The organism is Vibrio hibernica (assembly GCF_015223435.1).
GTDB lineage: Bacteria > Pseudomonadota > Gammaproteobacteria > Enterobacterales > Vibrionaceae > Vibrio > Vibrio hibernica.
On record NZ_VHKO01000047.1, the window covers coordinates 1 to 19,389 of the forward strand.

The 19,389-nt window shown below is 39.3% G+C and carries 16 protein-coding genes and 2 pseudogenes; 7 read left to right on the forward strand and 11 right to left on the reverse strand.

Going from position 1 to position 19,389, the window contains the following annotated elements; genetic code table 11:
* Positions 1-261: 261 nt before the first annotated feature.
* The 3 genes and pseudogenes from FH976_RS13005 to FH976_RS13015 all read right to left on the reverse strand — a co-directional run bounded on the left by FH976_RS13005 (position 262) and on the right by FH976_RS13015 (position 1,413).
* Positions 262-569: pseudogene (locus tag FH976_RS13005) on the reverse strand (helix-turn-helix domain-containing protein).
* A gap of 299 nt (positions 570-868) precedes the next feature.
* Positions 869-1,168 carry a type II toxin-antitoxin system RelE/ParE family toxin gene (locus FH976_RS13010; RefSeq protein ID WP_194091273.1) on the reverse strand — a complete coding sequence of 100 codons (300 nt, stop codon included), beginning with the start codon at positions 1,166-1,168 and terminating at the stop codon, positions 869-871.
* Positions 1,156-1,413, reverse strand: a complete 258-nt coding sequence (locus FH976_RS13015; protein ID WP_194091274.1) for a type II toxin-antitoxin system Phd/YefM family antitoxin — start codon at positions 1,411-1,413, stop codon at positions 1,156-1,158. The genes FH976_RS13010 and FH976_RS13015 overlap by 13 nt, the downstream gene beginning before the upstream one ends.
* Before the next feature lie 929 nt (positions 1,414-2,342).
* On the opposite strand from FH976_RS13015, the gene FH976_RS13020 reads away from it, so the two are divergent.
* The 4 genes and pseudogenes from FH976_RS13020 to FH976_RS13035 form a co-directional block, all read left to right on the forward strand.
* Complete coding sequence (locus tag FH976_RS13020) at positions 2,343-2,663, forward strand: helix-turn-helix domain-containing protein (protein ID WP_089138390.1); 321 nt, start codon at positions 2,343-2,345, stop codon at positions 2,661-2,663.
* The gene (locus FH976_RS13025; RefSeq protein WP_089138389.1) at positions 2,648-2,974 is read left to right on the forward strand and encodes a HipA N-terminal domain-containing protein; all 327 of its coding nucleotides are present in this window, start codon (positions 2,648-2,650) and stop codon (positions 2,972-2,974) included. Before FH976_RS13020 ends, FH976_RS13025 begins: the two co-directional genes overlap by 16 nt.
* Positions 2,958-4,004 (forward strand): type II toxin-antitoxin system HipA family toxin, encoded by a 1,047-nt coding sequence (locus FH976_RS13030; protein ID WP_194091275.1) that lies wholly within the window; start codon positions 2,958-2,960, stop codon positions 4,002-4,004. The genes FH976_RS13025 and FH976_RS13030 overlap by 17 nt, the downstream gene beginning before the upstream one ends.
* Before the next feature lie 170 nt (positions 4,005-4,174).
* Positions 4,175-4,549, forward strand: a pseudogene (locus tag FH976_RS13035) (DDE-type integrase/transposase/recombinase); the annotation flags it as partial.
* A 284-nt stretch (positions 4,550-4,833) separates the two neighbouring features.
* Here FH976_RS13035 and FH976_RS13040 read toward each other — a convergent pair.
* The 7 genes from FH976_RS13040 to FH976_RS13070 form a co-directional block, all read right to left on the reverse strand.
* Complete coding sequence (locus tag FH976_RS13040; protein ID WP_228767443.1) at positions 4,834-5,259, reverse strand: GFA family protein; 426 nt, start codon at positions 5,257-5,259, stop codon at positions 4,834-4,836.
* An 83-nt stretch (positions 5,260-5,342) separates the two neighbouring features.
* Positions 5,343-8,093: a TrlF family AAA-like ATPase gene (locus tag FH976_RS13045; RefSeq protein ID WP_194091276.1), complete on the reverse strand. Its 2,751-nt coding sequence runs from the start codon at positions 8,091-8,093 to the stop codon at positions 5,343-5,345.
* A gap of 58 nt (positions 8,094-8,151) precedes the next feature.
* On the reverse strand, positions 8,152-8,757 hold the full coding sequence (locus FH976_RS13050; RefSeq protein WP_194091277.1) for an invasion associated locus B family protein: 606 nt from the start codon (positions 8,755-8,757) through the stop codon (positions 8,152-8,154).
* Positions 8,758-8,958: 201 nt separating this feature from the next.
* A complete protein-coding gene (locus tag FH976_RS13055; protein WP_194091278.1) occupies positions 8,959-10,188 on the reverse strand; it encodes a hypothetical protein in 1,230 nt (409 codons plus the stop codon).
* Positions 10,189-10,208: 20 nt separating this feature from the next.
* Positions 10,209-13,262, reverse strand: coding sequence for a site-specific integrase (locus tag FH976_RS13060; RefSeq protein ID WP_194091279.1), 3,054 nt, complete (start codon positions 13,260-13,262; stop codon positions 10,209-10,211).
* Positions 13,249-15,816: a hypothetical protein gene (locus FH976_RS13065; protein WP_194091280.1), complete on the reverse strand. Its 2,568-nt coding sequence runs from the start codon at positions 15,814-15,816 to the stop codon at positions 13,249-13,251. The genes FH976_RS13060 and FH976_RS13065 overlap by 14 nt, the downstream gene beginning before the upstream one ends.
* Positions 15,806-16,444: a hypothetical protein gene (locus tag FH976_RS13070; protein WP_194091281.1), complete on the reverse strand. Its 639-nt coding sequence runs from the start codon at positions 16,442-16,444 to the stop codon at positions 15,806-15,808. Before FH976_RS13070 ends, FH976_RS13065 begins: the two co-directional genes overlap by 11 nt.
* Before the next feature lie 416 nt (positions 16,445-16,860).
* On the opposite strand from FH976_RS13070, the gene FH976_RS13075 reads away from it, so the two are divergent.
* From FH976_RS13075 to FH976_RS13085, 3 genes are all read left to right on the forward strand, one after another.
* Positions 16,861-18,018, forward strand: coding sequence for a site-specific integrase (locus tag FH976_RS13075; RefSeq protein WP_194091282.1), 1,158 nt, complete (start codon positions 16,861-16,863; stop codon positions 18,016-18,018).
* Positions 18,019-18,639, forward strand: coding sequence for a hypothetical protein (locus tag FH976_RS13080; protein ID WP_194091283.1), 621 nt, complete (start codon positions 18,019-18,021; stop codon positions 18,637-18,639).
* 114 nt (positions 18,640-18,753) lie between these two features.
* Positions 18,754-18,951: a hypothetical protein gene (locus FH976_RS13085; protein WP_194091284.1), complete on the forward strand. Its 198-nt coding sequence runs from the start codon at positions 18,754-18,756 to the stop codon at positions 18,949-18,951.
* Between the two features lie 24 nt (positions 18,952-18,975).
* On the opposite strand, the gene FH976_RS16165 is transcribed toward FH976_RS13085, so the two are convergent.
* Positions 18,976-19,224: a trypsin-like serine protease gene (locus FH976_RS16165; protein ID WP_194091285.1), complete on the reverse strand. Its 249-nt coding sequence runs from the start codon at positions 19,222-19,224 to the stop codon at positions 18,976-18,978.
* Between the last annotated feature and the right edge of the window lie 165 nt (positions 19,225-19,389).

Genomic DNA, 19,389 nt, shown 5'->3' on the forward strand with positions numbered 1-19,389 from the left:
CGATGTAAATGATCTGATCATCACTTACACATTTAGTTCCATCGAATTACGCAACAAAGCCACCATCAGTTGCGAAATGAGTTTGAATGGATAATAAACTGTTAAACTGAGCTACTTAAAAACTACCTGCGTCATAGGCTCTTTGAAGCCGTCGGGATGATAAAGTTAAGTAGCAGCAGATTGCATCCAGGCTATGGGATTAAAGCCCTATTAATAAGCCGAATATATGAAGGCAATAACTATTTTATTAAACGCTCAAAATCACTTGCAAACTGGGTGGGTCCATATATGACGTTGTATTAATTTCAAAAGAGTAATTGCTTGTCCATTTGGTGAGCTTCGCCCTTGCTCCCAATTTTCTAAAGTACGAGAGGATGTATGAAGCAAGTTAGCAAATACACCACGTGACATATTAAATTTTTCTCGAATATGTACTATTTCATTAGGTGTAATATCAAGTTCAGTTACATCATTGATCTGATGCGTTTTAAGGGTTATTTTTCCCTTTGAATGCTCTTTTGCTTCAACAAGAGCGAACTTAATTCTGTAAATAAATCACGATGGCTCATTACGCCATACCTCCATAAAACTCTTAAACGTGTTGTCAGAATCCAAGCCGCTGTTGCTTGTAGTATCACAAGTAAAGGCCCATGGCGTAGCTCTAAAACACCAGGGATACAGCAAGCGCTGAGTAATGAGTATCTGAAGAAAGCAGGATTATATTCACTAAGAGATGGATGGATCGCAGTTCATTATCCTAACCAAAAAGTGAGTTAGGAGTTCTAAATGAACCGCCCTGTGCGGAGCCACATGCAGGGTGGTGTGGGGGCTGGAGGCTAGATACCTCCGGCTACCCGATTAGCCGTATTTACCGCTGTAGAAGAAATCTGCGTAGATCTCTTTCTTGTCGCATGACATGTAAAATATAAACGTTGTCATTATCAACTTTATAGAAAATGCGACAAGGATTAACATTAACTTCTCGATAGTTTAAGTTAATTAATTCTCGTGGTTTTTTACCCGATTCGGGATGATTTTCTAATCTGGCTATTTTATCAAATACTTTTTGAACCAGATTTTTAGCTGCGATTATGTTACTTAAAGCAATATATTCAGCTATATCATTCAAATCATCAAGAGCTGGTGATGTCCAAATTACTTCAGCCATTGGCTCATTTTCTCTTTTGCTTCTTGATTCGAGAATACATTACCATTTTTAATTGCTTGTTCACCGCGCGCAACACCTTCAAGTATAGCAATTCGTTGCTGCATAAATTCATAATCTTCCACATCGACTAGATAAGCAGATGGTTGACCATGCTCGGTAATTAACACTGGCTCTTTAGATATGTGGAGATCCGCTAAAATTTTGGTCGCTTGACGTTTAAGTGTCGTAACAAGTTCAACTCTCATGATAACCCCTAGTCCGAATCAATAATGTATCACAATAGTATCACATAAACGAAGGGTTACAAATATACGGCTAACAATTTAATAGACGGAAAAAACCCATATAGTCTTTCTGTCTATTTTCCTCCGTTACTTTTTGTGGAGCATAAACGTTTGAAGTGGTCAACTAAAATTGGTCACAGTTTTAGAGTTTTTGTTCTAGCTGATTTTTGGGGCAACAATTTTGTCAGTTCAAAAGGCTAACAACGACAAAAAAGCACCTAAACGTTTCGAAATTTAATACTACAGGTACGAATCTTTAGTGTTCACCGACAGTAGGAATAAAGGAAGAGAATCGAAGAAAATAACGGTGAGAAAATATACTGGACAAATAACCAGCATCCTTGATGATTAGTGATGATATTTCAACCAATAGTGTGCCCCATTGGGACAACCTCCCCCTCTCCTCTTCCAGCCCTTACCCGCCAAGCCTTCCCAGCGATTCACTCAATCCTCTTGAGACAGAAAAGTCGCTCAAATCAGAACAATGAGACGCTCTGGGTCGAAAATTTCTGACTATGAATGTGGCAAAAATGGCACCGAACAATCACATAACGACAGCACGGGGTGTTTTGATGATCTACATGTCATCAGAGATTTCTTGATCAATATGGTGCGTTTTATTAAGAGAATTTTAAAATGGATAACATGCGGTATAGCGTCTTATGTCGCACAATTCATTTTCTAATTACGTAGCCTAGGCTAACGCACTTGTCTCGATGGTAAAATATCCAAATTGAATAACACCAAAGGCTCACCTATGAGCCATTAATGTTAATAAAAAAACATAAGAGTCACTAGTGAAACAAAAACCATTTACAAAGACTATTTTTGAGCTTATATTTTAAAAAATAAATAAAATGGACCATATCTGAAACACTAGGAGTTACGCTATGAATCCTAAAGTGCTACAACTTCGCAATCTCACCAGTAAGCTTGAGTCCGACATTCACGAAGTTTTCGAAGAGATGCTTAGCAACGTAGAAACCTCAAGCAACCGTCCTATTTCAAGTTACTCAATTTACGAGACGAACACTCTGATTGATGATATGCAATCACGAAAGAAAAGTATCTCATTAGAAGACCTTGAATTGCAGACGGATATTTCTAAATCAACGATAAAACGAATGCTTAAAGATCCAAGTAAGACTTCGCTAGATAACTTTTTAGCCGTTGCTAGTGAACTAGGAATGAAAATATGGATAGAAAAGTAAAAGTTCTTTTGTACGGTAAGTTTTGCGGTGTATTGTCTCAAAATGAACAAGGTTTTATATTCGAATATGAGCCTAGTTATAAAGGCCGTAGCTTATCGCTGAGTATGCCTGTCGCCGATGGGCCATTTGAGAGTAAAGAACTCCATCCTTTTTTCCTCAGTATTGCCCCCGAAGGATGGCTAAAGAAGCGCTACTCAGAACTACAAAAAATTGATGAAAACGATCCACTAGGTATGCTTTTATCCAATGGCAAAAATTTACTTGGCGCTGTCCAACTGTTGAGGTTAGAAGACCATGAATCCGAGCAATAGAAGTCTTATTAGCCTTGATGAGCTCAATGAGCAAAATAGAGAGCAAGTCGAGTATAAAAAAGGGGAGATCAAAAAACTACTAGGTTCAAATCGATTTCAGATCCAATTACCTTTTTCGCGAGCTGAATTTGTTACGGAGTTACCAAAGAAACAAAAAGGGATGAGTATTTCCGGTTATCAACCAAAGCTTTCTCTTGCGATTAATGACGATCATCAGCTAGGGGTGGCGGTGGATAAGGCTCTATTTATTCTCAAGCCTTCACCAGAAGAATTTCCTCATCTTGCCGAAAACGAACACGCAACAATGTTAGTCATGAAATTCCTCGGTTTCGATACACCTCCATTTGGATTAGTTAGGTTCAACGATCAAGACGGCAAAGGTGAACTCGCCTTTATGATTAGGCGCTATGACCGCTTAAACGCAGGTGAAGAGGCGATCCATCAGGAGCAGCTGGATGCCGCAATGGGTGTACGGGAGAAGTACGGGAAGACAGAAGGCGATGCCGAGGGATATGTGAGCTACGAGCAAGCCTGTAAGTTCTTAATTAATAAAGTAGACGGCAGCTTAAACTTTAAAAAAGAACTATTTAACCGAATACTCGTCGCCTACTTTCTCGGTAATAATGACCTGCACCTTAGAAATATTGGTTTACTGCTACCGGAACAGGAGAACACTCGACTCGCGCCAATCTATGATTACGTGTCTATAGCGCCTTATCCAGGCTACATCGCAAACGAGAGCCCATTAGCATTACCTCTTCTCGCTAGTGAAGAAGGCGATAATTGCAATACCAGTGGCTATCAATCACATAGTACCTACACCGGCTATGACTTTTTAACCTTCGCACAAAATATTGGTCTCAACCCTAAACTAGCGACTAAAATGATCAAAGATTTGTGTGCTAAGCAAGAGGCAATTCTCGATATTTACCGTAATAGTTTCATGCTGCCAGAGCACGTAGAGAAAGTAGCTGAATGGATATTTAGCAGAATCAACTATTTGGGTCAATTAGAGCATGTTACTATTTAATAAATCGACTCTGTTATAAATAGTGTAGTGCCTAAAATATTTTCTCGCTACTTGTTTCAACCCAAACAATGTATCGAGAAATTAATACAATGAGCACTAATATGTATCGGAAAATCGATACAATAAGCACCAATATGTATCGGAAAATCAAGCCCTGTAATCTTCCGCTCAATTGGGGCTTTGGGTTGTGCTTTGATTACTTACGCAATGTAAAAGGTTACAGTTGGAATCATAAACGCGTTTATCGTATTTATTGTGAGTTAGCCTTAAACCTCCGAATTAAGCCTCGTCGGAGATTAAAGCGTAATAAACCCGAGCCATTAAAAGAGCCACTTCGCTCTGATCAAGTTTGGTCGATAGATTTTATGCACGATCAACTATCAGATGGGCGAAATTATCGCTTATTTAATGTTATAGATGACTATCGCCGTGAAGGTTTAGCGATTGAAGCCGGTTTTTCTTTACCAGCTTTAAGAGTTATTCGCACGCTGGAACAGCTTTTAGCATGGCGAACAAAACCCATCGCAATACGATGTGATAACGGACTACCTATTGAGTCAACCATTTTTTTAATAAAATCATCCTACGTCGCTTTTAATAGGCAACGATGATAGTAATCAGTTTACTTACGCCGTAATGTAAAAATATTGCTAACCATGATGTACAGGTGTTTATAGGTTTATTCACTAAATGGCTTTGGGGCAGAATTGAGCTAGCCAAAATAAGCTAGCTCGAAGATGGACACAAACGTTTTAGGACTGATGCTCTACAGCTCTTCTGTCAGATTAGAAAAAGTATGTTGATTCCTTGAACGTTCGTTATGCGTGCGCTACCGTCGTAGCTCTAGCCAATCTTGTTCACTTGGTATTGTTTTAAATTGCGGAATTCCGTCGTTTAAGAACCCCACGTCCCAGTTTGCATGAGAATCGACATAAACATGAGCAGCAACTTTTGTATCGACAGGCTCGGACAGCAAGCCAGCAGGTACCCAATATGAATCGCCGCTTGAGCTGATATTAGGCACTGGGCTACCACATTGAGAACAAAACTCAGATTTAAAGCCTGAATTAGTAGAGAAAGACTTAATTTGATGCTCGCCAGAGCACCATTTAAAATTTGACACTTTGACAATCAAAGCTGAGTTGGATGAAGAACCCGACACTTTGCGACACAATGAGCAATGGCATTGATAAATGAGTGGTAAAACGCCTGACAACTCAAACGAGATCACTCCACACAAACAATTCCCTTTCAATTTAATTAATCCTTGAAACTAGTACGCATAATGCCTCAAACACCGGCGCAGCTTTGCTGCGTCTGAGTGCCTATTTGCTTAAGTTAAACATTAAACATTCTCTTGTAGCGTTGTTGGAGTGCTATCTCACCACCTTCCATAATTTCACATACATTCTTCCTAACATTTACTTCTTGCAATGCGCCAGATGCGACTGGATTTATTTGGCCTCGATCTTCTAGAGCAATAACATACTCTGAATCACCGTTTACTACGATATTAGGGTTGTGAGTGACGACAATTATTTGTCTGTCTGCTTTGTTTTCATGTAATTTCGAAACGATCAAGCTTGTAATCAAGCCATTATCAAGGTCATCTTCAGGCTGATCTAAAACGAGCGGTTCAGTTCCATAAGATAATAAAAATGACAAAATAGCCGAGGCCTTTTGTCCAGCTGAACCTTGTGAAACATCCTTAAATCTATTGCCGTCATTAAATTTTATGGACAATTTATCCTCAGGAAACCACGTATTTATTTGATCAAAGCTTTGAGGCTGCAAGTTAGCCATGAATTCAGAAAATCTTTTTCCAATCTTAGCTCCTTGGATTTCACCAGACCTAAAGTTAAACACCTGAGACTTGAAGTCATGAATTATAGATAGCCAAGGCTCTAGGTTGTTTGAATTGCCAGAGCTTGTTGTGGCCAATAATTCTTTGTTTAAACTGTAAAGAAAGCCACACCCGCGATCCAAATCAAAAATATCAGCAGCAAAAGCGTTATCAGAACGCCCAATTACACCTCTAAATGATTCTTCCATGTGGTCTATATCTGAAAAAGGATCTAAATCAACTTTAATGGACGAGTTTCCAGACAAGTGCTGCTTTAAGAATTCTAAACGATTTACTGTTAATTTTTTCCTGCATTCTATAATTTCATGATATGCAGAATTGATTAAAGAATCGGCCTCGCTTATCTGAGAGGTTACCAGCTCCATTGCTTTTAGTGATTTATTAATGGTATCCCGTTCATCAATTAGTCTTGCATAATCAGAGGGATTATCAATTCCTTCGCTACGCAATCTTTCAATTAACTCTTCGTATTTTCTAATAACTTCAAGATGAGACTTATTGAAGTCAGACTCACTATACCAGCCTCTAAACTGTGTTAATTCATTTCCAAGTGAAGCCACTGCTTGCGCAATAGCCTCTTTAAAAGATTGTGCTGCCCCATTCAAGTTTTGTAACTTGGTAAGAACTTTTGATTCATTTTCCGACTGCGAATCAAATGCAATGTCATCTATTGCAGGAATAGCAGAAGCATTGGATATTGACTCGACTTGGTTCTTCAGATCTTCAATACCAGTTTCATATTGCAAAACACTCGTTCGCTTTCCACTATATGCTTGATAGTTTTTAAGGATGTCTGTGTGACCAGAGTTCTCTATTGTTTTTATCTTCTGATTAACATCAGAAAGCTGTCCTAACAACACACTTTTATTTGCTAACTTTGATTGAAGCTCCCTTTTTTGACTGCACAATGTTTGAAAATGGGAGTGTTTTTCAGACCAATCCATCTTCCACTGTTGGTAACCAACAGTGGAAGACTCATCGATAAGACGAAGAAGCGTATTTGGGTTTTTAGCTAAGTCGAATATCTGCTTCTGACTAAAAATCTTTATTGGGAAGCGAGAATGTGCTTCACCCTCTTCGGGAATCCAGTGCTGACCATCATAACGAGAAATTGAAACGTGGTTGCTTGCCTTAGTCCACGTCAGGAGGTAATGAATTTCATCTCTCGTATAGATACAACTGATTTTCGTATTTTCAAGCATTACTCCTTCAGAATCTCTAGATGCAGATATTTTAGTAAAACTCTCGAAAGATCTACGAATTTCATTGTCGCGATCCAGTGCATCAAAGTCTTTCGCTCTGTCCATACCTAATCGTATAAATTCAAGGACGGACGACTTTCCGCTTCCACGACCTCCAATGATGGAATTCAACCAAGGGTTGAATTCCACTTTCAAAGGAGTCGAACGCCCTGCATATTTAGCATTTTCAATAGTCACAGAGCGTAACAGTGTGTTGGAAGAAGTATTTGGATCCGTTGTTTCGTTATCTGAACGAATTATGGAAGATGAACCATCAACCAAAGCCAGTTTAAGCCCTTCTATCGAAGGGATAGACATTTTTACCCAAGTATAAGCTCTCCCTATATCATTAGGGTGATGGGCGTCAGAGCCAATTATTGATGGTAAGTCGACATTTAAATTTGTGTATCTTGATAAAGGAGCATCAGCTCGCTCTTGATCAGGGAAAATTATTTCAACGGCATTTGCATGTTTGCAGACTTGCCGTATTGTGTGAGAAGAATGCTGCTGACAAAGTCCTGCCTTCATATCAATATGAGCTGGTATGGCAACGCCGCCAGCTGATATGATTTCTTTTATTACATTCTCAGCACTTTCCTCGGCTACTGAATCACTATCTCCTTTTGTCCCACGAAACTTTGATGCTCCGATAACAGCACTAATATCTGCTGAAGTGGCACAAGGGTCAAAAATACCCAGAACATGTATGTTTGAGTTGGCTGTAACCTCAACACCAGGAAAGACGAAAATTGAATAACCTTCTGCTCTTAAGTTTTCTGCCGCATCTTTAAGATTATCAATCCAGTCGCCAGTATTGTGATCTGTAACTGCTACACACTCTATGCCCTTGGCGATATAGTCCAACAGCCAATCTTTTGCGGTCTTCGATGCCTTTAAACTGCTATCTGTTTTCCCATAATCAAAAGAAGCTGGTGTGTGTGTATGAAAATCGAACTTCCACCATCTTGCCCCGACGAAACTCATTACTTACATCCTTATGTTCGATTTGCCTAAGAGAGTGCTAACAGTCTTTTTTCAAAGACTAATATTTATAGAGAATAGAATCTTTCTCTGACTGAAGTTTTTTAAGTTCTAACTCGATCTCACTCAAACGAGCTTTATCTTCTGGAGTAATTTCTTTAGCTTTCGGGTTAAATCCACATGCTGATATTGTTTGTTTTGAACTGGCAGTAAACCCAGTAAGACTTACTGTAAAATTGACTACTTCTGAACGTCTGTCATTCTGGAGCTTTACATATGCCTTATTACCAGCGAGCATTTGAGCCACCACTTTACTTACTTCGGCTTCTATCTTGTTATCTGCTCTGACATAGCCTGAACGATAGGAGTTAGTATACAACCGCCCACGGAAGCTAATAGGCTGGTTATCATCAACTTTCACGAACATATCTACGTCTGTTCTTGGCGTGCCTAGAGCGCTATCAGAATCAAATGTCAGCATAAGTTGTCGTTGATTCGTAGTAACGTCACATCGAATCCCGATGCTTTCATCTTGTTTGTAAATATATGAGAACGCACTGACTGTTCTCTCCCCTGTTATTTTATCAGTACTGTCAGACGTCAACCACTTAGCTGATGCCACTGGCGACAATAGTAATACTGCGATAAACAACATTGTTCTTTTCATTGGATAGCATACTCTTTGGCAATTCAGATAAGCAACCTAAATCATAATGGTGGTATTAATTCAATTAAGTCAAAGAGTGTAGGGAATAAATGAACGAAAGTGTTAGTCCTAGCAAACTTTGGGGCAAAAACATTTTAGAAATGGCAGCATATCGGCGTCGCCTTGTTTATCTATTCCTCTTCTAGCAAGAATTTATGAGCCTTACTCAGTACTCATGCACTGCAGTGCAAAATAGTATTTACCATCACAACTTCTCAGATGCATAACATCTGTTTTTTTATCAAATCCAATCCAAGCTCCATCTGACAGAAACCTTAAGATTTCATTCAAAGCTTGAACATTAATCGATATACTGACATCGTCTTCAAACCATGGTGTCGGTATGGTCAACACATCACTGGCCTGCGTTGTTCCCTTATGTATCGCTATATGAATTTGTGTAGGCTCTTGATGACTGTACTGCAATTTGAGCTTATTTTTTTCATTTGATTCAGTGATATCTAAACGTATTAATGATTCTAATAAATACTTAGGAGCATCAACTTCCACAAATCGGTCAAATAGCCGTAACTGTCGCTCTCTGGATTCACGATCAAAATTAGCTAATATCACTTTAAAACAACAAAACCAGCCTAAATTCCTGACAATCAGCCTATCAACATGCAGCTCTAATGTGACGGTGTTCTTTACTTGAGTGAGTATGCCAATTAAATAACTTAAATGATCGGCATTTAAATGGCACCGCCCTGCTTGCCCAATTGAACTGTCGATAGCCACTTCATAGCTCACTAAACTTTGCCCTTTCCCTGACAAAATTTTCATTATCTTGCTTTCATCGTTGCCGTTGCTACCGAGGCCGACAACAAATGAAGTAAATTCATCATTATTCACATTTGAAAACGATATATTGTTGATCGCCTTGATATGTTTTAAATACCCCAACAATACAGATGACTTTATGGTTAGCGAGTGTATTGGCGATTCTTGATCAAAGTAATATTGATTGTGACTCTCATATGATGAACTCGGCACGGTTAATGAGTATTTAACATCATTCACAGGAATAAAATCTGCCGATGATAGCTCCCCAAATAAATCCCCCTGATCGGTGCTGGATTCATAAACTGACTTTAATTGGAATGTATCTGGTTTTATTTGTATTAGTTGTATGTGACCATCAAATGAGATCAGCTTATCAATAAGTGCGTAAAAACTCTTGGCGGGCACTTCGATACTCATATCAGACTTCATTGTTGAATCAATGATTGGCCAGACATAACTGGCATGTACACCGGATAAACACCCAATATGATTCGATATATGAAGCTCACTTTGATACGGTTTAATGGTTAATAATAAATTGCAAAATTTATTATCAACCAGCGCAGTGGCAATGAATTTAATAAACTTATGTCGACCATTTTTATCCAATATCACCCATGATCCTGCCATCATAAAGCCTCCTTGTGAGCGAGAAGGCTCATGCTATCAATCAAGCCTTTACTATCATTCGTCCTAGTGGCTTTAAACTGTATATACGAATGATATGCTTGAATGTATTGGGCAATCTCTAAGAAGTTGTCCCACAAAGGCCAGCGATAATTATAGGGTCGTAACGACGCCTTTAAACACTTATCCCCCTCCATAACCCAATGCACAGAGTGACCTTTGTGTTCAATGAGTTCCTGCCAGTGCTGAGCTTCTTTTGATTTCAAATCATCGCTGATGATTTTGACTGTTAAGCCACTCATTCCAAGACTCTCATAGAACACAAGGATACTTCGAAGATCAGACTTTTTAGATATCGCCTTATCCGGAATAAAATAGCGTAAAAATTTCATAGATTGAGCTGAAAGGCGCTTAAATCTGTGCTCATCCTTACTGGAAATCAAATCAAGCTTCTGACACAAACGCAACCAGGGCGCTCGTTGGTTCACTTTAAGATTAATAGTTTCTGGAATAGCCGAGGCTTGTTGGCACCAATCAAGTAAACTCTTGTTAACGGTCTTATCGTGTGCACCTTGCTGCAACCAGCTTATTTGATAAACAAAATCAGAGAATGTCAGGCCACTTTGAATATTCCGTTGCTTATCCAACCCTTTAGGCTCTAAGACTTTGAAACACTGTTTATTCGGAAGCTTGCGTTGAACAAATTCAGCGATCTCCTGTAATAAAAGTAAGGCTTTCTCAGGCTTATCGTCACATGGTGAGCTTAGGGATTTAACGAGTTCATAACCATAATTAGAATCGCTCGCCCACTGCACAAGTAAGGACTTTGAGAGTGGACGCTCTGCTGATGATATCTGCCATTCAACCCAATCAATCAGGTGTAAGTAAACCCCAAACATCGTTGATGGACTTGCATGCCCAATCTTATCACTCACCCAATCCAATATAGGAAAATAAAGAGACAAAGGCTGATTAAATGACTGGAAATACTCCTTAACTTGCTTTCGTTTTTCTTTAGAAAATAATTCATGCTTTAGAAAATAAGGCACTCTTGTCATTGGTAAATCGAAGCTAATCAATGACAACAAAATCACCCAATTATTGGCGGCGCAATGTCGAAAGATATGAGTCACAATGCGTGGATCTTGACAATGTCGACGGCAATGCCCAATAAACTGATTTTCCAGATTTTGATAGACATATCTTCCTCCATCCTCATTCCAAGACTGAAAAATATAAGCTTGCTCACCATATAGCTGCGATACTTGTTCACAATGTTCAAGACAAAACGTCAAAGCATCATCTGGCAATAAAAATAACGGAATTTTACGAACAGCGTGAAATGTCTTACGTTTTTTTTCATCTGTTATATACAGCATTCCGGTATCGCAATAGATATCACGGCATTTTAAATGGAGGGCTTCATCTTCACGAAGGCCAGCGTAGTAACACAGTGCCATAAACACAATAAGTTCCCTTTCGAGTACCCCTTTACCTTTTAGGAAACTTTGACAGCATTCATCGAACATGAGCGGAGGAAGGTAATTAACTCGTACTTTCCCTGAGGCATTGACCAAATCAAAGATGTCTAAATCAATAGCAGGAAACCCATTGTATTTTAAACAATACCGTAAGAAGCGGGCCACCGTATATTGGCTATTAACATCCTCAAAGTGATCAATTCCAATCTGACAAGCTTGAGTAAATGTCTCAAGATCAGTTTCAAGTATGGATAAATCAAACCAAGCATGCTTCATGAAAGTTTTGATCCGCGAGTGGTAGGTCAGCAAGGAGCTTACCGCTAGCTTTGTTTTCCATGCTGAGCCATGGATGAATAAAGATATTAGCCAATCAATCAATAATCGACTTCGCCATGAAAGTTGCCTCTCAGACAGCGCAATCACATCTTCTTTAGCCTTAGAAAAAGCTGAAGACTTTCTCGTTTCTTTAGGATCGGCCTCTCGATAACGCTGCAATATATCAAGTAATTGAGCATGGTATTGCGCCTCTTGAACAAATATTGAACCCGGTGTTTTCACGTTATTTTTCTCACCGCCTGTCTTTATCACAGACCCAATGCCAGTATTTTTCTTGTACTCAACAGGATCATTAAGACATTTATTATCAATAATTTGGCCGTCACTATAATCATGATGTTTGATGATTTGCCCTGTCATTGCTCGAATAAATGACACTTCATCTAAAGCATGGTTATGTCGCCATAATTCTTGCAATCCAACACTGTGGTGAAGCAAGCCAATACTTTTCAATACAGCTGACTCTTTTGGCGCTAAATATCCGTCTAAGATCTCTTTGTTAACTGAATCACAAGCGCTTGCAACCCACAAATTTAAGGCACTTTTAATCCACTTATTGAGCTTCGATTCCGTTAATGTTTTAACACTGGCGCACAAGGGGAGTAATGATTTCCATGCGAGTAATGACGTTCCATGCAGGTAAAGCCTGCGGTGACTAGTTGGTAAATACACGCTAATGACGGCCAAGTCGGCAATCGAAGTCGCCGTATCGTGATGAACGTTCACTAATTCATACAATTCATTTAGCTTTGTTAGACCCGTTTGATAGGCCACCATCAACAAGAGCTGTCCAGCGTAAGCAGAAGGTTCTTCTATTGCTCCATTCAATAAGTGATTTTCTGTCATTAACACTGGCTCCTTTAACTTTTCATGTAGCTGCTCAACCAGCATCTCAATGAAATAAACAGGCAACTGATTGGTATTAAACACCGGTTTTTCTCGAGGTAAAGGCATACGAACGACGGGAGCAATTAACGTATTACGACGCTGAACATGCTCTTCAAATAAGCCATCTAAAATGGCTGTTGTAATTTCAAGCTCTGCCCTACTTTGCACCGCTAACGAAAGTGGTTTGCTTTGAGATGAAATCGCTGAATCTGACTTCAAGCGCTTTGCATCAAGCAATGCAGGACACTGACTATCAATACGAGTGAGCACAGTAAGTACGGCGTCTTTATGAAGTTTTGAAGGAAAAGAAAGACGATTTTCAAAAAAATTAACCCATTCATGAAATAACATATCGCCCCTCCTCAGTAATTCTCTCTAAGCTCTCAATGACTTTCTTGTCAGTCCTTGCGTTAAAAAGCGTTGAAAACTCCCGCTCTAACACTCTCCTTTGCCTCTCTGCTAATTGAGGAATAGACGAAAGCTGATAAGACGATAAAGGACTTTGTCCCCGTTCAAAGTGGTTCATTAAGACATTCAATTCCGCTTGCGAAAAATCACTGTCATGCTTGGTATTTGCCCCTTCAAACACAATTCGTGCTGAGACATGGCGGAAAGTACCTGGTTCTAAATCGCTTAGATAAAGCTTGAATAAACGTGCGACTTGTTTTGGATCTAATGAGCACCAATGCTCACCATCAAAAACCGTCACAATGGGTTGTTCTTGCCGATCTTGTGAAGATGTACTCATAAGCTGAAAAGCCGATTGAAAACGCCAGTAAGCCATAACGAGCGCTTTTAACGGCTCGCTTAATACCAATAGCCGCCACTCATCTTCATGATGACTCCGCTTGTCTTGCACCGTCCATAATCCAATCTCATGTGCACAATCTTTCATGCAGGGATATGGTGATTTTACCGGACGAAGGCCAAGTTCAGTGGCGCACCGAATGTGAACATACAAAGCGGATATTTCGCTATATTGAGATAAGCACGTGGCAATCGCTGAGCTTTGTTGAATGGTTTGGTTGGCATAACCATAGAAGGCTCTCTGTAATTTTTCAGTTGTGTTATTGATTAACTGCAACAATCTTTCAGATATACTCAGATGAACTTCTTTACGCAATGTGATCGCAGAGCCAAATTGATCGTGATAGGTTTCGCGATTTATTGTGGTGAATGCACTTTCAGAGTTCCATTCCAGTAGTTCCTTTCGGCCTAGAGCTTCTAAAAATTTATACCAAGATCGATGAATAAGATTTGGCATAACCTCGAGTTCAGCATTGATATAATGCATCTGAACACTGCCTTGTTCGGATAAATAATCCAGTAGGACGTGCGGAGTTTTATCACCACAAAATCGATGAAATGTCTGAAACAACCGACTACCGGTCACTTTAAAAGGAAATACATGCCTAGATTGAGATAACAACTCTCTTAGCCATTTTTTGTGTTCTTCTTCTGTGATCTGAAAAGCTTCTAATAACGATATCTTATGGCGCTTTTGTGCAGGAAGATCCTGCAAAATCAGCTGAAAAAGTGATTGCATTGGCCAAGGTAATGGGAGCTCTAAGGTCCCTTTTAAAACCGTTTGTGAAGAATAGTATTGCTTCGAACCCATCGATGGTTGCTTACCTTTAAACAGATCACACGGTAAGAGTAACCAGCAATTCCCCTGCCGTTGCTTACGCTCATAAACTATTTGCTTTGGCATTTTGGAACTAGACTCTTTCGCTTTTTTGTTGATCAGAACCCAAGCAAAATCTTTAATTCCAAGTACTTTGAGAAAAAACAAGAACCAATGCCTTCTCTGAGCTTTATCTAAATTTTTAAGCTCCCCTCTCATTAACTCTGGCGCGTTGTAGTTTAACCAAGTAGAAAACTCATCGACCGTTAAAACTAGGTTATCCATCGGCAGTCTTTTGTTCGCCCGTCGACAAGCATTTGCCATCCCTGCTGTTTCAACATGAAATTTTAATCTCGCTTGCTTAGTCGTGAGCTCCTCCTTATTGGTAGCCGTTGAAGTCGCGTCTTCTGCTATTGAAATGGATTGCTCTGAGTACTCTCCATCGATATCGGTTGGTGTATGTATATTGACGTCATAGCCATCTATCATCATATTTCTCTGATGCTGATTAATAGCTTGATAAATTGGGCGGTTCTTATTGCGAAAAGTTTTCGGCTTTGCCTGAAAATACCCCGCTAAATCGACCAATTCTGGGTTTGCTTGGCAAAGATGGAATAGTTCATTTAGCGAAGCTTCCTTCAAGACGGATAAAGGTACTTTTTTCCAAATTGAAGGAAGATTTTTTCGCGCTTTATCAAAAGCTAAACACAGAGGGTAATGCAGTTCTGCACCGTACTCTTTTAACCTTGCCAACAGCAGAAGCCACCACTGTACATCTGTCTGTTCGAGCATAGATAAAACTTGCTGATGGACTAAAGACGCTTTGAGCTCCTCACGATTAAATACAATAAGTAGCAAGGTCGAAAAAAGTGGGTAATGAGTAAGATAAGAATGCAGATCCGATCTTTTAATATACAAATTGTGAGTATTTACCACGGCCTCATTTTCTAATGAAGACGACTGCGACATATAACGATGAAAATGCCTAAACTTACCTATCGTAAAGGCCATTCTTTTATTGATCCGCTTTTTAAGAACATTGCGATTGGTAACTATCCCCGAGGTGACTTGATGCCATTTTTGCAATACTTGATATGAGGTTCTTCTTGAGAGTAAATCAGAGGTTAAAGGGCATAGGTCGTTTACCGCTTTGACACCTTCTCGCCAACTCGCAAGAGTAATAGAAGCGTCAACTATTTTTGATGCCGTTAAATAAGAATAATAATCGTCACAGAAAATCGATAAATCCTGATGTTTGAGCTCGGTGGCTTCATTCCTCATGTTCACCTCCCGAATGTTTAACGGATTGAACGGGGGCATCGGGTATATGTGAAGTCAGAGAATCCCACGAAAAATCAGTATCTATATTGGTGTTTAGATCTAAATGTTCATCGAGGTTTTCATTGTTCTGCAAACTAGAAACATACGACTCAATCTCTCGGCTTTCTCTCGACAACGTAGAGCGATTACATCCTAATATTTTGACGTAATCTGATTGAGGCATGAGTGGATGATAGTTAAATGTTTCTTGCCAATACTTTTCCAAACCATATAGAGCTTTTGGCCCATATGACGCACTGGCTTTAAAATAAAGGTGATCGGCAATACGGGTTTGGAGATCATTCAATGTTTTCGCCTTACCAAGGATAGCAACCTCACATTTGCAATCAGGCTCTACTAGGCTCAACAACTCCAGCTCTGAAAATGACTCTAACGCATACAGATCTCTTTTATGTGTCAGTACTTTTACGGGAAAGATGCTCCGCTTTATCCTAACGATCAATTCATCACATCCAACCTGCCTATGGCATCGTATTAAATAATTCACCTGCTCTGGATCTGGGTTCAGAGGGGTTAAACGCACTAATTTAGAAATGGATATAAATTCGATGGCTATTTGGTCAATCATGTAACTTTCTCTTTTGTCATTACCTATATCTCTAAATGTGCAAAATCAGAATTTTGAACATAAAAAACCCCAACTAAAATGTTACAAAACATTTCAATAACTCGAGGGCGATAAAAAAAGAAGGAAAAACCAAGAAAGGACAGAAAAACAAAACAAGAAAAATTCAATTACAATCAAAAGGTTATTTAACAAAAGACAATGAGAATTTAAATGTAACCATGCGTTTTGGTGAAGACTTGCATTAAAAAAAACACGGGTAGGATAGATGCGTAAGTAAAGAAAAAGTAGTTGAGACAAAGGGGGTGCCACCCCTTTGCCTCGTACTAGCTGCTAAAGCGTTTAACCCAGTCAAGCCAGTGTGAGTATTTTAGCGGACTCCATTTGGCAAAGACACCTCTAAATAATGGAGACTTTATATGGCTAATTACCGTATCCGACCAAATGGTATCATTCAGTATGATCTGCATGTATTTGGTGTCCGTTTTCGTGAAACATCAAAAATGCCGGCTACACCAAAAAACATCAAGATTGCGAAAGCCACTGTAAAACAAATAAATGCTGAGCTTGAACTTAAGACATTTGAATACCGTGATTTTTTCCCTGACAGTAAAAAAGTCGCCAAATTTGAAGCACTGCGTCGTGAAAAAAGCCCAGATATGCTTTACCCCTATTTCGATGATTACGCCTGTGAATGGATTGAACGTCAAACTCATCGATGGTCTAGCTCTTACACCAAAGCCATCTCAGGGGATATTCAACGCTACCTTATCCCATTTTTTGGCAATACATTGATTAATGAAATCACCTTAAAACAAGTTGAATATTTTCGAGAATCTTTGGCCAATAAAGAAAAATCAGACGGTTGTCCCTTACTTAGCACGAAAAGAGTTAATGCACTCGTTGGCCCTTTAATTTCGATCATTAGTGTTGCCTCTGAAGAGCTGAAATTTGACTATCCATTTCGACGCTATAAACGATTACGAGAAACGGCCGCTGAATCGAGCCCATTAACCAAAGAGCAACTACAACGATTTATGGAACATGTGGATCCACAATGGTATGACTACTATTTAGTTCGCTTCTATACCGGAATGAGAAGCTGTGAGATCCACGGACTTCAAGTCAAACATTTAGCCTTTGAACATCGACTTATAAAAATTAGACAAAACTGGGTTCAAGGAAAATTCTCCGATGTGAAAACCCCAAAATCTCGTCGAGAAATAAAAATGAGTGAGCAGGTATATCAGGCCTTAAAAAGAGTGGTTGAAACCAAAAATCATCAAGATGATGTGGTGTTTACCGACTTAAAAGATCGCCCTTTAAGCTGTCATTATGTGGCGAGAAATCTTTGGTATCCGACATTAGAAAAAGCAGGATTGGAAAGGCGTCGTCCTTACGAAACAAGACATACCGCTGCGGTCCTACATATGGCGGCACTTGAAAATCCAGTTTACATCTCACGAATGTTAGGACACAGCAACACTAAGATGCTGTTTGATATTTATGCGCCTTATGTCGTCAATGCGACGGGTAGAGATGGTTCGGCTTTTTCGCGATTGATGGCGGGGGAATAAATGATGGATAAACAACAGCTAGCAACACTAGAACAACAAATATCGAAATTAAAAATGAGATTGAGTGTAGACTCTCCCAATATAAATCTTCTCGATAAAATAGCATTGGGATTACTCGATGAAGAAGCACAAGCTATTTGGTGGATATCAGAAGTGCCCTTTTCAAATAATCCGACTCCAGAATTAGAAGATGAGCTGTCGCTATATGCTCAACATACTTGGCAAGTTTGGCGGAATAACCCATCATTATGGAAACCTCTATCTGAGAGCATAAAAATATATCATCATCACGAAATTGAGTATCAATGGGATCTAAAATTACATCAGGAATATCCTGAGTTGTCATTGATAAAATTTTGGCTGGCTTCCGTTAATTGCTGCTGTAGAAAGACTGCGATAAGTCAACCCAACATATGGTATAAGCACTTACTACTAACGCAATCACTCCTAATAGCGCAACATCAACAAGCCCTAAATCCAAGCTGTCTTGTCGGTTATGCTGAGAATAGAGTTGTGATAGTAGACTTAGAAAGAAGACAATGCGTCATCGTAAGTAAAGATGCATTTTCAACTTTCCAATCCAGTGGGATGACGTTTATACACTATCCATATCCGGTATAACAGCTTAGTGCTGACAGTTAAAACGGAAATAATCTATCAGATGTACCCCAGAAAGATGTGCCATACTTAGCCATGGTACATCTATCTACAAGCATCGAATGAGGGAAATTAAAAATGAGTTGTAAACTAGAAAAGCTTAAAGCTAAAGCATTCGCGAACCCCAAGCTAAAGCAAGAGTATGATAGGCTAGAGCCAGAATTTAAGCTCATCAATGACCTTATCAAAAAGCGTAATACTACGGGTTTAACTCAGCACCAGGTTGCGGAGCAGATTGATACGGAAGAGGTAAAAACCTCTATTCAGAAAAAATGAAATCAGTCGATACCAGCTGATTTATCAAACAAAATGACCAACCTGTAAGATTTGTCTTTTTGTTTTAACTATTTTGCAACGGTTACGAACTAAACAACCTAAAAGTACAAGCGAGAACCACCCCATACTACCGCCACCAATACAGTGATCAGCTGTTAAAATCCACTTATGCGCGATCAAAGTACCGGTACAAGAACCATATCGCTCAGATTCAAAACGTACAACTTCGTTATGCTCATAGTAGGTTGTATCAACTGTCTTACTATTGATCATTGCGTAGGAGTTAAGAGAAGCGTGGAGAATACTGCAATGCTCAAAAATGTTTTGTTCATAGTTGTGTAAGCGTTCACCGGGAGGGGCTTGACAACGGTGAAAAGTAAGGAATTATGTGTTTTTATAACGTACGGGCATTAAAACTTTTCTAAATGCCAGAGAATA

Excerpts from the sequence above, each read along its gene's own strand:
- FH976_RS13010 (WP_194091273.1), bottom strand. The coding sequence starts at position 1,168 with ATGGCTGAAGTAATTTGGACATCACCAGCTCTTGATGATTTGAATGAT.
- FH976_RS13015 (WP_194091274.1), bottom strand. The coding sequence starts at position 1,413 with ATGAGAGTTGAACTTGTTACGACACTTAAACGTCAAGCGACCAAAATT.
- FH976_RS13020 (WP_089138390.1), top strand. The coding sequence starts at position 2,343 with ATGAATCCTAAAGTGCTACAACTTCGCAATCTCACCAGTAAGCTTGAG.
- FH976_RS13025 (WP_089138389.1), top strand. The coding sequence starts at position 2,648 with ATGGATAGAAAAGTAAAAGTTCTTTTGTACGGTAAGTTTTGCGGTGTA.
- FH976_RS13030 (WP_194091275.1), top strand. The coding sequence starts at position 2,958 with ATGAATCCGAGCAATAGAAGTCTTATTAGCCTTGATGAGCTCAATGAG.
- FH976_RS13045 (WP_194091276.1), bottom strand. The coding sequence starts at position 8,093 with ATGAGTTTCGTCGGGGCAAGATGGTGGAAGTTCGATTTTCATACACAC.
- FH976_RS13050 (WP_194091277.1), bottom strand. The coding sequence starts at position 8,757 with ATGAAAAGAACAATGTTGTTTATCGCAGTATTACTATTGTCGCCAGTG.
- FH976_RS13060 (WP_194091279.1), bottom strand. The coding sequence starts at position 13,262 with ATGTTATTTCATGAATGGGTTAATTTTTTTGAAAATCGTCTTTCTTTT.
- FH976_RS13065 (WP_194091280.1), bottom strand. The coding sequence starts at position 15,816 with ATGAGGAATGAAGCCACCGAGCTCAAACATCAGGATTTATCGATTTTC.
- FH976_RS13070 (WP_194091281.1), bottom strand. The coding sequence starts at position 16,444 with ATGATTGACCAAATAGCCATCGAATTTATATCCATTTCTAAATTAGTG.
- FH976_RS13075 (WP_194091282.1), top strand. The coding sequence starts at position 16,861 with ATGGCTAATTACCGTATCCGACCAAATGGTATCATTCAGTATGATCTG.
- FH976_RS13080 (WP_194091283.1), top strand. The coding sequence starts at position 18,019 with ATGATGGATAAACAACAGCTAGCAACACTAGAACAACAAATATCGAAA.
- FH976_RS13085 (WP_194091284.1), top strand. The coding sequence starts at position 18,754 with ATGAGTTGTAAACTAGAAAAGCTTAAAGCTAAAGCATTCGCGAACCCC.
- FH976_RS16165 (WP_194091285.1), bottom strand. The coding sequence starts at position 19,224 with ATGATCAATAGTAAGACAGTTGATACAACCTACTATGAGCATAACGAA.